The 13,417-nt window shown below is 46.5% G+C and carries 9 protein-coding genes and 1 riboswitch; of the genes, 4 read left to right on the forward strand and 5 right to left on the reverse strand.

All coding sequences use genetic code 11. The annotated features are described in order from the left end of the window. Positions 1 to 9: 9 nt before the first annotated feature. Positions 10 to 555, forward strand: a complete 546-nt coding sequence (locus LZG74_RS23590) for a hypothetical protein (RefSeq protein WP_233798959.1) — start codon at positions 10 to 12, stop codon at positions 553 to 555. Positions 556 to 647: 92 nt separating this feature from the next. Beyond that, entirely contained in the window at positions 648 to 1,757 is a 1,110-nt protein-coding gene (locus tag LZG74_RS23595; RefSeq protein ID WP_233798960.1) for a hypothetical protein, read from the forward strand. Positions 1,758 to 1,968: 211 nt separating this feature from the next. Here the strand turns inward: LZG74_RS23595 and LZG74_RS23600 are convergent, their stop codons facing one another. The 5 genes from LZG74_RS23600 to rocD form a co-directional block, all read right to left on the reverse strand. Then, on the reverse strand, positions 1,969 to 5,067 hold the full coding sequence (locus LZG74_RS23600) for an SMC family ATPase (protein WP_233798961.1): 3,099 nt from the start codon (positions 5,065 to 5,067) through the stop codon (positions 1,969 to 1,971). A 3-nt stretch (positions 5,068 to 5,070) separates the two neighbouring features. Then, positions 5,071 to 6,585, reverse strand: a complete 1,515-nt coding sequence (locus tag LZG74_RS23605; protein ID WP_233798962.1) for a GH3 auxin-responsive promoter family protein — start codon at positions 6,583 to 6,585, stop codon at positions 5,071 to 5,073. Between the two features lie 132 nt (positions 6,586 to 6,717). Continuing rightward, a complete protein-coding gene (locus LZG74_RS23610) occupies positions 6,718 to 6,972 on the reverse strand; it encodes a GlsB/YeaQ/YmgE family stress response membrane protein (RefSeq protein ID WP_026631826.1) in 255 nt (84 codons plus the stop codon). 63 nt (positions 6,973 to 7,035) lie between these two features. After that, complete coding sequence (locus tag LZG74_RS23615; RefSeq protein WP_233798963.1) at positions 7,036 to 8,427, reverse strand: S41 family peptidase; 1,392 nt, start codon at positions 8,425 to 8,427, stop codon at positions 7,036 to 7,038. A 6-nt stretch (positions 8,428 to 8,433) separates the two neighbouring features. After that, the gene (gene rocD / locus LZG74_RS23620; RefSeq protein WP_304488690.1) at positions 8,434 to 9,687 is read right to left on the reverse strand and encodes an ornithine--oxo-acid transaminase; all 1,254 of its coding nucleotides are present in this window, start codon (positions 9,685 to 9,687) and stop codon (positions 8,434 to 8,436) included. 82 nt (positions 9,688 to 9,769) lie between these two features. Then, a riboswitch (TPP riboswitch) is annotated at positions 9,770 to 9,863 on the forward strand. A 40-nt stretch (positions 9,864 to 9,903) separates the two neighbouring features. Between rocD and LZG74_RS23625 the strand changes: the two genes are divergently transcribed. Beyond that, positions 9,904 to 12,354, forward strand: a complete 2,451-nt coding sequence (locus LZG74_RS23625) for a TonB-dependent receptor (protein ID WP_233798964.1) — start codon at positions 9,904 to 9,906, stop codon at positions 12,352 to 12,354. Positions 12,355 to 12,382: 28 nt separating this feature from the next. After that, entirely contained in the window at positions 12,383 to 13,408 is a 1,026-nt protein-coding gene (hemE, locus tag LZG74_RS23630) for a uroporphyrinogen decarboxylase (RefSeq protein WP_233798965.1), read from the forward strand. Positions 13,409 to 13,417: the final 9 nt, after the last annotated feature.

Here is a 13,417-nt window from a genome sequence, read left to right on the forward strand (position 1 = left end):
TTAGATTTTTTGAAAAGACTTCTATCCATAGCGCTTCTGGGTTTACTCTTGTACAACACGTTTGGACTAGCTGTTGCCGTGCTATGTTTTGATAGGGAATTTGAAACTGCCGAAAAGTCCGAAATTGCTTTAAAACACGAAGTTTTGGCCATTCCTGCGCCGTCTCTTCCTTATACGACTTCCTGGGAAAACGAAGATGGAACGGCCGGTCTGATCAAAAAAGATGGTGAATTTTACAATGTTGTTCATCAAAAAATCGAGAACGATACCCTGTTCGTTACACTCCAGTCCAACGCCTCGGCGCGTGAACGGTTCTTTGAGCTAGCGGGCAGTATGAATGATTTGCCGGAAAGTGATCTGGCTAAAAAATCACCATCTAAGCGAGCGCTGAAACTACTTAATGACCTGGTCAAAAGTTATTTGCCCATTGAAACGCGCTCACAGCTGGCCTTTGAATGCTATCAGCTGACCAATTCCGTTTCTTTCCCCGACTATTTCGCTTTATTACCATCTTCCCCCCGTCTGGCCGAATCGCCTCCGCCTGAATTGTCTTAGTTTTTAAGGACTTTATAAATAACTGTGGCTCAGCTTCCTGTTTGGGAATTGCTGCTGCTATGTTCCATTTTATCTTCTAAAATTCTAAGACAATGAAAAATATATTTACACTCCTGTTTACGGTGTGCCTTTTGATCACGCAATCTACAAATGATATTTTCGCCCAAGGCTGTGTGGCTATTCGCGGCATGAGCCATGCCGGCGCGACTTCTGCGGATTTCTTTAAACAACAAAACGGCAAATTCCAGGTGAATGCCGGATATCGCTTTTTCAGGTCATACAAACATTTCCGCGGCGACCATGAAGAGAAGGAGCGCGTGGAACAGGGAACGGAGGTGATTAATGTGGCGCATGCACTGGACTTAGGACTTACTTATCAGCCTAATATGCGTTGGTCTATTTCGGTAACATTGCCTGTTCAGCACAATGACCGCTCGTCGCTATACGAACATTATGGAAATGCTATTACTGCGAATCCGGAGCAAAAACGCTTTCATACAAGCTCCAAAGGAATTGGTGATTTGAGAATTTCTACAAGTTACTGGCTACGGGATCCCATGAAAATGCCGAAATTCAATGTTGCCATCGGCGGTGGCATTAAACTTCCAACTGGCGATAAGGCGGTGGAAGGTGAATTTCACAAACTGGACAAGGAAGGCAATGATTACACGATCGTAAAACCGGTGGATCAGTCGATCCAGCTTGGCGACGGCGCTGTCGGATTCTTTCTGGAAACGCAGGGATACCTTTCCTTTACGCCCCGGACGGCGCTATATTTCAACGGTTTCTATTTGTCCAATCCAAAAGAGCATAACGGCGTCAACCGGAACCCGCAATCGGCGACTATCGACCCCGTCGTAGGCTATTTCGCTGCCGTAGACCAATTTGCAGCGCGCCTTGGTGTAAGCCAGTCATTAGGTGGTGGATTTTCCGTATTGCTAGGCGGTCGCGCCGAAGGCGTTCCTTCTGACGATTTGATCGGCAGCAGCAAGGGTTACCGCCGTCCGGGATACGTAATTTCCGGCGAACCAGGCGTTGCCTACATCAAAAACAAATTTTCAGCATCCCTCTCCGTCCCCATCGCCCTCTACCGCAACAGAACGAAAAGCTATGCTGACAAGCAGGATGTTACTGGAAAATCGCATGGCGACGCTGCATTTGCAGATTATCTGATATCTTTTAGTGTAAGTCGCTGGTTTTAAAATCCCGGAGGGATACAACATCGGTAGCAAAAAAGGGCACGTGATAAACGTCAAATCCCGGAGGGATACAATATTGGTAGCAACAAAAGGGCGCGTGATAAACGTCAAATCCCGGAGGGATGAAACATTGTGCACAACGTTTCATCCCTCCGGGATTTGACGTTTATCATCATTTTGCATTTCTACCGATGTTGCATCCCTCCGGGATTTATCACTTCCAACTAGGCACAATCCGGCTTCCTTCTTCTGTTTCCTCAATGCTCAGATACGTTTGAATCTCCTGTTGCAGGTCTTCCACATGGCTGATGATGCCAACTATCCGATTCTCCTTCCGCAACGATTTCAGGGTTTCAAAAACAGTTTGCAATGCATTTTTATCCAACGAGCCAAAGCCTTCATCCAGGAAGAAGAAATTATGCTTCGAACCGTTCCTGACGTGAATGTGATCGGCAAGGGCTAATGCTAATGACAGCGCGGCCTGAAATTTCTGGCCGCCTGATAATGTTTTCAGCAAGCGCAAATGTCCGCCGTTGAGCAAATCGCGGACCCAGAAACTGTTGCCTTCGCCCAATTCCAGATGCAGCTGCTGATGCGTCATTTGATGGAAGCGATGGTTGGCGGCCTGGATGAGATTTTGGAGGTAAATGCTGGATGCATAATCCACAAAACCGCTGGAACGGAACAGCTTGGTAAGATCGTCCAGATGTTCTTTTCGTAATTGCAAACGGGCTTTTTCGGTTAGTAATGCTGCTTTTTTAGCCAGATCTTCGGCCATTTTTTTCAGTAACCGGTCCAATCCGCCTTCTTCTTTACGGAATGCATTGAGGTTTTCGGTTAATGTTTCCCTGGCCTTAATGACCGTTTCGTGCTGCTCAGGATCGTATTGCTGCTCCGTATTTTCCTTCAAAAGATTGTCCAGATCCCGTGAAGTCGTATCCAGAGCATATTTAAACGTCTCAATTGCTTTTCTTTCGGACTCAATCTGAATAGGCTTTTGCAAAATGGATTTAACCTGATCTTCGGATTCGAAATTGAATGCCCTTAACTGCGCCTCCACAGTGATTTGCAATTCAGCGAGGTCGCGCCGACTGGAATCCAATGTTGTTTTTAATGTCTGCTGGGCACCGGAGAGCACATCTTTTTCTTTCTGCACTCCATCAAGATCCTTTTCTGATTTTTCAAACAGGCTGGTGATTTCTTTATAACTGCTTTTAAAGGCTGTAATTTTTTCTAAAATTGCTGCTTTCGGTTGATCTTCAAATTCGCGCAGATTGACCTTTTGAAGTTGGCCTGCCAATGTTAGAACTGTGTTTTCAAAGCGCAGGATTTCATCTTTCAAACTTTGCAACGGCTTCTCAATCTTCTCCGTTTTTTCAAGATTCTCTGTTTCGATTTTCAAAGACAAAGCCTTAATCGCCGCGTCCGCCTCCTTTATTTCAGACTGATTTTTAGTAATCTCTGTAAAATGCTTTTCAAAACCCGCACGATCATTTTTATCAAATTTATTCCAAACAAAAAGCTTCTCATGTGCTTCAATCTGCATTTTTGCGTCCGTCCAGCGCTGCTTAATGGTCGCTTTCAGCTTTTCGAGATTGTCGATTTGATTGTAAATTCTTTCAACCGGCGCCTGGGATGTGCGGATGGCTTTTTCCTGCGCGGCTAATGTTGCAAGCACGCCTGCCGCAACTCTAATGTGCTCGCTAACAGCATGGTCCGCATGCAAAACAGCCGGATGATGCTCCGATCCGCACAGTGGACAAGGTTCGCCGTCCACAATCGCGCCTGCATATTGATACAATGCGAGTTTGGTATGAAGCGAAAGCAGTTCCCGGTTTTTATCCCTCGTTTCTGCTTCTGAATGAGTTAAAAATGTTTGGATAGACTGCTGAAAAGCTTCTAGTGTAGCATTTTCAGCAAGATTAAGCTGGAATTTGGAATTAATGTCGTCGATTTTCGCAATTAACATTTGTTGCTGGGCAGTAATGTCCGCCTGTAATGTTTCCGCTTCGGTTTTTACGGATTGCCGCTTTTCAATTAATGCATCGCAAGTCGTGAACCAGGCCTTGATCTCACTAATTTCCTGAATGTCCGAAAGGGCATTTTTACGCTGCTCATTTTCAGATTCTTTTTCCTGTTTCTGTTTGGTTAAGCGGGCTATGGATGCTTCTTTTTCTTTCAGTTGCTCATTTCCACGCGTTAACGCATCTTTCCTTTTTTCCGCAAAAACCCTGTTATCAAGGATTAGAATGATCTTTTCCAGCTCATCCGCCGTATCAAGCAGTTCTTCACGCTTTTCGTATTGCGGTTGCAGGCGGGTTAGTAACTCCTGTTGTTTTTCGGCCAGCCTTGTGAGCTCGTCCAGGCGTATTTTGTTGTTATCAACTATTTTCTGATCCCGGGCGATGCCGGCATTCAATGTATTTTTTTGATCTAAAATGGATTTGAAATGAATAGAGCACGTTTCGAAGATCTTCAACATCGCCTCCCGTTCCAGCATAACCGGACGCTCGGCTTCTAATGTTTGCAGCTGCGTTTGCAGCAACCTGACTTTTAAAGCGGTCAATTTCAATTTTTGAAATGCCGTTTCCAGTTCGGTTTGGATGCGCAGCTCTTCGCTTACTTTCTCGATTTCAAGCCTGACTTCTTCCCGCCGCTTTTCTTCCGCTGCCACCATTTCGCCTGTCACTTCGCCTACGCCTGTCAGCTGGCCGTCCACATTGGACATGGCGAGGTCATTTTGCTTGGTTAAGGAGCCAACATTCCGGCTCAAATCATATTTTTCGAGCTGAAAAAGCTCTTTCATCATCCGCGTCCGGTCGGCGTCGCGCAGCTCGATGAATTCCTGGAAACGGCCCTGAGGGATAATGATCGTGCGCCGAAAATTGTCATAGCTCAGGTCAATGATCGTTTCTGCATTCTCATTTTCCGGAAGCGGCACCCAGTTTTCGTCCTGCCACACATAGCCGCGACGGTCGAAGGTTTTTACGTCTTTGAAATTTTTACTATTCCGTTTTCCCCGAACGGTGAAACGGTAACGATCTCCATTTTTCCCTGCAATGCACTCAAAATCAATGGCTAACTCATCCGAACGGAGGTTCATCATGTTGTACGTGCGGTCGTCGCCCTTGCTATTGAGCCGCTCGGTGTCGCCGTACAAGGCGAATGTGATTGCTTCAAGTATGGATGATTTTCCGCTTCCTACCGCGCCAAAAATCCCGAACAATGATGCGTCCGTTAATGCATTAAAATGGATTTCCTGCTCGGTCTGGTAGGAATACAGACCTTTGATTTTGAGATAAATAGGGATCATGTGCTATAAACTTGCCAGCAGATCATCCAGATATTCCCGGCTGTTGCTTAGTCTTGGAACCTTGTTTTGTCCGCCCAGCTTGTGGAGTTTTCCCATCCAGGCATAGAATGTGCCCGATGGAACAAAATGGACTTTGGGCATCAGCAGCGCCATATCTTTGTATCGTTTGGCGTCGTAATCTGAATTAACTTCGCGCAACGCTTCGTCGAGCAAGGCGATGAAATGTTCGCGGTCGTCGGGCTCTTTGGTAAATTCAATGATCCACTCGTGCCTTCCGCGCGAGCCGTCGCCCATGTAAACGGGCCCGGCTGTGTAATTGGCCACCAGCGAATCGGTTTTTTGAGTTGCTATTTTAACTGCATAATCCGCATTCTCCACAATTACCTCCTCACCAAATGCATTGATAAAATGCTTCGTCCGGCCGCTTACTTTCAACCTGAATGGATAAGTTGAAGTAAATTTCACCGTGTCCCCAATCAGATAGCGCCATAAGCCAGCATTTGTAGAAATAACCAGCGCGTAATTTTTACCGATCTCAACCTCATCCAAAAGCAACGCCTTCGGATGCGGCTTACCGACTTCTTCAACGGGCACAAACTCGTAAAAAATGCCATAATCCAGCATTAACAGCATTTCCCCAACGCGATTTACGTCGTCCTGGATGGCAAAAAACCCTTCGGAAGCACTGTAAGTTTCGAGATATAAAACCTGGTCGGAAGGGAAATATTTGGTCATAAAGAGATCCCTGTATGGCTCAAAAGAAACCGCGCCGTGGACGAAAACCTCGAAATTAGGCCAAACTTCAAGCATATTTTTCTTGCCCGTCAGTTCGAGAATCTGATCCAGCAGCACAATGGTCCACGTTGGAACGCCGAGAATGCTTGTTACATCCTCCTGAGAGCATATGGACGCCATTTTTTCCAATTTGCTTTCCCAATGATCCATTAAGGCAACATCCAGCGGCGGCGTTCGCATAAACTCGGCCCAGGAAGGCAGATTTTGCATAATAACCGCCGAAACGTCGCCGATTTGGGTGTAATCATCAAATGGATTGGCATGCAATGTGCCCCCTATCGACAAACCTTTACCATCAAAAACCCGCGTATCAGGCCGGTTATTGATAAGCAATGTCATCATATCCTTACCGCCTTCGTAATGGCATTCTTCCAGCGCCTCGGGCGAAACGGGCAGGAACTTGCTTCTTGCATTGGTAGTCCCGGAAGACTTTGAGAACCAGTCGATCTGCGACGGCCACATCACATTCGGCTCACCCCGCAGGACGCGTTCAATATAGGGATAAATTTCTTCGTAAGTTGAAACGGGCACCTGGTCCTGGAACTCTTTGACATTCCGGATCTGGCCATAATTGTATTTACTCCCCCATTCCGTATAACGCGCGGTTTCAATTAATTCAGAAAAAACGCGCTCCTGGGTTTCAATCGGGTTTTTCATAAACTGCTCGATCCTTTCGAAGCGTCGCTTCAAAAACCAGACAGTCATATCGTTAACCAGCTTCATGAGTCAATCAGTTAGGAACTTTGGCATTGCATCGGCATTGCATTCGCATTGCAATTTGTAAAAATAGCAATAAAAAATGGTGGGAGAACAGTTTGAACATGTTCCTCCACCATTCATTTCAGGATAAGCCGGTTAAGACCTCGTGCTGAACTTTCTATAAATAAAGAGCAGAATTACCGCCCCCAAAATCGCTATAAAAAGACTTCCGATATTGAAACCATCCACTGTTCCGTAGCCCAGCATGGAAGAAATCCAGCCACCTATGACTGCACCCGCGATACCAATCAAAATGGTGACGATAAAGCCGCCCGGATCTTTTCCTGGGTGAATGGCTTTTGCAATTGCGCCCGCAATGAGGCCGACGATGATCCATGTTATGATTCCCATAAAGCTCAGTTTAGTTTAATGTTTGTTTGCAGCATTAATTACAAAAACTGTGCCCTCGGAAATCTATTTATCATAGAACATATTGCTGCCGCCTGCTTTCCGGCTTATTGTCGATATAATCTCCTGATCCTCTTCCTCCTGCACTGTCCGGGCATTTTTTTGTCTGACAATGCGGTTTCCGGTGATCTTGAAAAGCGCCTCACCCAGCAAAGGATCTTTGGGATTCCCGTAAGGATAAAGCAGGTTGCCCTCGCTCGCCGCAATGTCCGGCGTAAAACCGATGCTGTAATCCGACTTTTTATCCTTGTTCAAAGATTTTGAAACAATAGGCTGCAAGCCCCATTTTACTTTCTTTTTGGAATCTGTCAACGTCACCGAACCTACATTCTTGCCAACCGTTTTCCCGCCAACGAGCGTCACATTCATATAAGGTTTCAAACCGTTGATCAGCAACTCACTCGCGGAAGCCGAGCGTGAAGACACCAGGAAAACCACGTCATTCAGCTGATTACCAATGTTCTGGCTTTTGCTGGCAAACTTGTCATAGAAATAAGTTTCACCGAATTTCTTCATGTTTGTCTCCGTAACCTCCGTGTTGTATTCTTTGTAATAAAAAATATCACTGGCCGTCGCTTTGGCGATAAGACTCGCAAAGTTGGTCGCTGAACTCACATAACCACCCGGATTATAGCGCAAGTCCACGATCAACGCATTGACATTCGCATCTTTGAATTTGGTAAAAATAGCATCCAGCTTCTTGTCATATTGCTTGTTGTCGGCTTGGTAAGGCTCTGGAATAAACTGATGGTAAACCACATAGCCGATCCGGTTTGCGCCAATGTTGTAAAGCGTGTCAAAGAAAACAGGATCTTCCTGCAACACCACCGGCGTAACTTCACGCTTGGTTGTCCCGTCCGTCAAAACACCATCGGCGGAGAGCGTTGCCAATGTATAAGTGAGCTTCTCCTGCGAATTCAGTAGTTTGCTGTAATTGCTGCCGGTAAGTTTCTGATCGTTAATGCTGTTAAAAATATCGCCCCTTTTGAAGCCCGCTTTGGCCGCAGGGGAATCGGGCAGCACGTAAAGCACCACGCCGATCACATTCTGGGTGCCTGTTGGGAAATAAGTCAGCTTATATTCCATCCCGGACGCCTTCGACTGGCCTCCCAGGGATGCTTCCAGCTCCTCGGCGCTTTCCTGTATCCAGGAAAACCGGTCGCCGTCGGGCCGCAATGTGGCGTCGTATTTATAAAGCAATGATTCAAAAAACGAGGCGGGATCTTTGGTATAATCTGGCTTGGTGGTCATGTCATCATTCCAGTAATACCAATATTTCATGTTCTCATAAATCCACTGATTCGTCTCCGTTTCAGTCGCGGGATCCACGTTTTTTTCTTTGCAAGAAATCACCGCCGCACTTGTCAGCAGGATGGCCAGAAATAGTTTTATTTTCATAAACGGCTATGCATTTTCTAAAAATACCTGCTCTATAATGTCACAAGCCTCATTCATTTGTTCTTCGTTGATGACCAAAGGCGGCGCAAAGCGGATTTTGTTACCATGCGTCGGCTTACATAACAACCCTTTTTCCATCATTTTGTAACAAAGATCCATGGCCGTGTGGCTGTCTTCCGTATCATTGATCACGATCGCATTCAAAAGACCCTTTCCTCTAACGACTTCAATCAGAGAACATTGCTTTTGCAAATCCATTGTTCTGTTTCTGAAAAGCTGGCCCATTTTCTCCGCATTATCCGCGAGATTTTCGTCAATAACAACCTGCAAAGCGGCCACCGTGACGGCACAAGCCAGAGGGTTTCCGCCATATGTCGAACCGTGCTCGCCCGGCGCGATCGTCAGCATCACTTCATCATCCGCCAATGCTGCAGAAACAGGCATTACACCTCCTGAAAGTGCTTTTCCAAGCACCAGAATGTCCGGCTTAACGCCTTCCCAATCGCAGGCAAGACGTTTCCCTGTTCGCCCGATGCCAGTTTGCACTTCGTCGGCGATGAAAAGCACATTGTATTTGGTACAAAGGTCCCGGACGCCTTTGAGATAACCCTCCTGAGGAACTACGACGCCAGCCTCGCCCTGGATCGGCTCGACCATAAAACCTGCAATGTTCGGATCGGATTTAAATGCATTTTCTAATGCTTCGAGATCATCAAAAGGGATTATCTCAAAACCTGGCAAAAACGGCCCGTAATCATTCGTGCTCGAAGGGTCGGTGGAAGCAGAAATCGCAGCCAATGTTCTTCCCCAGAAATTGCCCGAAGCGTAAATCGTTTTGGCCTTATTGGGCTCAATTCCTTTTACTTTATAAGCCCATTTTCTCGTCAGCTTCAATGCCGTTTCCCCGCCTTCCACGCCGGAATTCATCATTAATGCTTTATCAAAGCCAAAATACTCACAAAGAAATTTCTCACATTCACCCAGCTTATCATTATAAAAAGCCCGCGAAGTAAGCGTCAGCTTCTGCGCCTGCGCAACCATCGCCTCTACGATTTTCGGATGACAATGTCCCTGACTAACAGCACTATAAGCAGACAGAAAATCCAGATATTGTTTCCCTTCCACATCCCACACATGCACACCCAGCCCACGTTCCAGCACGACAGGCATCGGCTTATAATTATGCGCCCCATAGCGATATTCCAGTTCCATCGCAGCCCGCGAAGCATTCAATTCAATTGTGTCTGTATAGTTCGTCATTCCTGAAGTTAGGTTGGTTTTATATGTTATGTAAAAATAAGGAAAAGCTTGAATCATCCGCTGTTCCGGCGTAGCTTTGCAGGATAATCTCAAGGGGTGCCCTACCGAACGGGCTGAGATCAAACCCATGAACCTGATCCGGGTAATGCCGGCGTAGGGAGAGAAAAAGCAACCATTTGATAGGTGGCCCCTGCCTGTTGTAACCCAAAAATCGCAATGCGAAACGTTACTACCTATCTGTTTATATTCATAATCACCACATTATCATTCCGTTCTGCGTTCGCGCAACGCTCCATTTCCGGCCGCGTTACCGATGCGGAAGATGGAAAACCACTGCCCGGCGCAACCATCAAGGCAGGTGAAATCCGCGGCACGCAGACCGATGGTTCAGGGAATTTCAGCTTAAAGAACATTGCAGAGAACATCGCCATCCTCGAAGTTTCCTACATCGGTTACCAAACTCAAAAATTACCCCTTTCTTCCGAAAACCAATTGGAAATAAAGCTTTCCAAAAGCACTTTCCAGGCGGATGAAGTGATCATTAACGCCACCCGCGCCAACGACAAATCGGCCATGGCATACAGCACGGTTTCTGCCGAAGCTATTGATAAACAAAATCTTGGACAGGATTTACCCGTTCTGCTCAACTTCACGCCTTCGCTCGTGAGCACGAGTGATGCGGGTGCGGGCATCGGTTACTCGGGCATCCGCATCCGCGGCTCGGATGCGACGCGCATTAATGTGACGGTAAACGGGATTCCTTACAATGATGCCGAAAGCCAGGGTGTTTTTTGGGTTAATATGCCGGATTTTGCTTCGTCGGTTAGCAGCATTCAAATCCAGCGTGGCGTGGGCACTTCTACCAATGGCGCAGGGGCTTTCGGTGCTTCGGTGAACATTAATACAAATGCATTCCGCGAAGAAGCTTATGCGGAGCTGAACAATTCTTATGGCTCATTCAATACATTCAAAAACACATTGAAAGTCGGTTCCGGGCTGATTAAGGATAAATTCACCTTTGATGCGAGACTATCGCGGGTGTCTTCGGATGGTTATGTGGACCGGGCTTCTTCGGAATTGCATTCTTATTATTTGTCGGGAGGCTTTTTTGGTAAAAAGAGTTTTGTGCGGGTAAATGTGTTTTCGGGCAACGAGCGGACTTACCAATCCTGGAATGGCGTGCCGGAAGCCAAGTTGCGCGGCGATCGGGAAGGCGTTTTGAGCTATATTGATCGCAATGGTCTGGGCGAAAAAGATGCGCAGAACCTGCTCGATTCGGATAACCGGACTTACAATTCCTACACTTATAAAAACGAGGTGGATAATTACCGCCAGGATCATTACCAGATCGTTTCATCGCATAATCTGAGCGATAAATGGATCTTTAACCTCAATGCATTTCTGGTTCGCGGCTTGGGTTATTATGAGCAATCCAGAATGGGCGACGATTACAGCAATTACAATTTGCCCAATGTGGTTATCGGCCAGGATACGCTTACGAGCACGGATCTGATCCGTCGCCGCTGGCTGGATAATTACTTTTACGGCTCTACATTTTCATTGGAATACAACAGTTTTAAAAAGCTGACTGCAAGCTTTGGCGGCGGTTATAACAAATATGACGGCGACCATTATGGCCGAATTGTGTGGGCGCGCAATGCCGGGAACATTGAAAACGACCATCAATATTATTACAGCAAAGGCATTAAGAAGGATTTTAACATTTACGGAAAGGTTTACTATCAGCTGACGCCCAAACTCAATGCGTTCGCCGATTTGCAGTTCAGAAGTGTAAGTCACAACATTAAGGGAACGGACAATGATCAGATCGCCCTGGCAACGGATGAAGCCTATTCATTTTTTAATCCAAAAGCTGGCTTAACCTATCAGTTGGCGGATCAAAGTTCAGTTTATGCCTCTTATAGCGTAGGAAACCGCGAGCCTAACCGGGATGATTTTACTTCATCAACGGCTGGTTTATTTCCAAAAAGCGAACGACTGCAGAATGTGGAAGCAGGTTTCAAAACGCAGCGCGGCATCTGGGCTTTCTCGGCGAACTATTATTTGATGGCTTATAAAAATCAACTCGTATTGACCGGCCAGATCAATGACGTGGGCAACGCTATCCGAGTAAATGTGCCAAAAAGTTACCGCATGGGCATCGAGCTGGAAGGTGCCATTGCATTAAGCAAAACCTTGAAATGGAATGTAAACGCAACATTCAGCCAAAATAAGATCAATAATTTCACCGAGTATGTCATCAATTACGACACCGGCGATTACAACATGATCAACCACGGAAAATCCGACATTTCTTTCTCGCCCAACGCCATCGCCGGAAGCCAGCTGACTTACATTATCAGAAAAGACCTGGAACTGGCATTGCTAAGCAAATATGTAAGCAAGCAATATCTGGACAACACATCATCTGAAACCCGCAAGCTGGACGCTTACTTTACCAATGACGTCCGCCTTTCCTGGACGATCCGACCAACCTGGGCGAGAGAGATTTCCTTCAATTTGCTGGTCAATAATGTGCTGGAAGAAAAATACGAATCCAACGGATATACGTACGGATATTTCGCAGGCGGCGCATTAACGCAGGAGAATTTTTACTTCCCGCAAGCAGGCAGGAATTTTCTGGTTGGGGTGAATTTTAGGTTTTGATATGCCGCTTTCTGCCTAACTTTGCCGCATGGAATTGAAAAATGATCTTTTGCTTCGGGCGGCGCGTGGGGAGAAAACGGAACGCACGCCTGTTTGGATGATGCGGCAGGCGGGTCGGATTTTGGCTGAATACAGGGCCGTTCGCGAGAAGGCCGGAAGTTTTATAAAGTTGGCAACAACGCCGGAAATGGCGGCTGAGGTTACATTACAACCTGTTGATTTGCTGGGTGTTGATGCAGCCATTATCTTTTCTGACATTCTGGTGATTCCCGAAGCGATGGGACTGCCTTATGAAATGGTAGAAAAAAGCGGGCCGATTTTCCCGGCAACGGTTCATACGATTCAAGATCTTGACAGACTGCACATTGCGGAGCCGGAAACGGATTTGAAATATGTGCTGGATGCGATTAAGCTTACAAAAGAAGGCTTATACGGACGTGTTCCACTGATCGGTTTCGCGGGCGCGCCATTCACGATTTTCTGTTACATGACAGAAGGCAAAGGCTCCAAAACATTCTCCGTTGCTAAAAAACACCTTTACGCGGATCCTGAATTCTCGCATTTATTACTTCAAAAAATAACGGATAGCACCATTGCTTACCTCAAAGCGCAGGTTGTAGCAGGCGCTAACCTGGTCCAGATCTTCGATTCATGGGCCGGAATCCTATCTCCTGAGCAATACAACACATTTTCTTTGCCCTATATCAAGCAGATCTGTGACGCCATTGATGAAGTGCCCGTTACAGTTTTTGCCAAAGGCGCATTCTTCGCGCGGAAGGCGATTAGCGAGCTGAATTGCGCAGTGGTTGGCCTGGATTGGAACATGGACATTGCCGAGTCGCGCGAGCTGATTCCTAATAAAACGTTGCAGGGAAATCTGGATCCCTGCGTGCTGTATGCTTCATATGACCAGATCCGGAAAGAGGTTAAAAATATGGTGCAACAATTTGGCACACAGCGCTATATCGCTAACCTGGGCCACGGGGTTTATCCGGACACTGATCCTGATAAGGTGCGTTGTTTCATCGAATCGGTTAAAGAATTTTCTTCCTAGTCACTCCTT

This window comes from Dyadobacter sp. CY327 (assembly GCF_021390415.1).
GTDB classification, from domain to species: Bacteria; Bacteroidota; Bacteroidia; order Cytophagales; family Spirosomataceae; genus Dyadobacter; species Dyadobacter chenhuakuii.

Bases quoted from the DNA above. Each gene is read 5' to 3' on its own strand.
- LZG74_RS23595 (WP_233798960.1), top strand. From the start codon at position 648: ATGAAAAATATATTTACACTCCTGTTTACGGTGTGCCTTTTGATCACG.
- LZG74_RS23600 (WP_233798961.1), bottom strand. From the start codon at position 5,067: ATGATCCCTATTTATCTCAAAATCAAAGGTCTGTATTCCTACCAGACC.
- LZG74_RS23605 (WP_233798962.1), bottom strand. From the start codon at position 6,585: ATGAAGCTGGTTAACGATATGACTGTCTGGTTTTTGAAGCGACGCTTC.
- LZG74_RS23610 (WP_026631826.1), bottom strand. From the start codon at position 6,972: ATGGGAATCATAACATGGATCATCGTCGGCCTCATTGCGGGCGCAATT.
- LZG74_RS23615 (WP_233798963.1), bottom strand. From the start codon at position 8,427: ATGAAAATAAAACTATTTCTGGCCATCCTGCTGACAAGTGCGGCGGTG.
- rocD (WP_304488690.1), bottom strand. From the start codon at position 9,687: ATGACGAACTATACAGACACAATTGAATTGAATGCTTCGCGGGCTGCG.
- LZG74_RS23625 (WP_233798964.1), top strand. From the start codon at position 9,904: ATGCGAAACGTTACTACCTATCTGTTTATATTCATAATCACCACATTA.
- hemE (WP_233798965.1), top strand. From the start codon at position 12,383: ATGGAATTGAAAAATGATCTTTTGCTTCGGGCGGCGCGTGGGGAGAAA.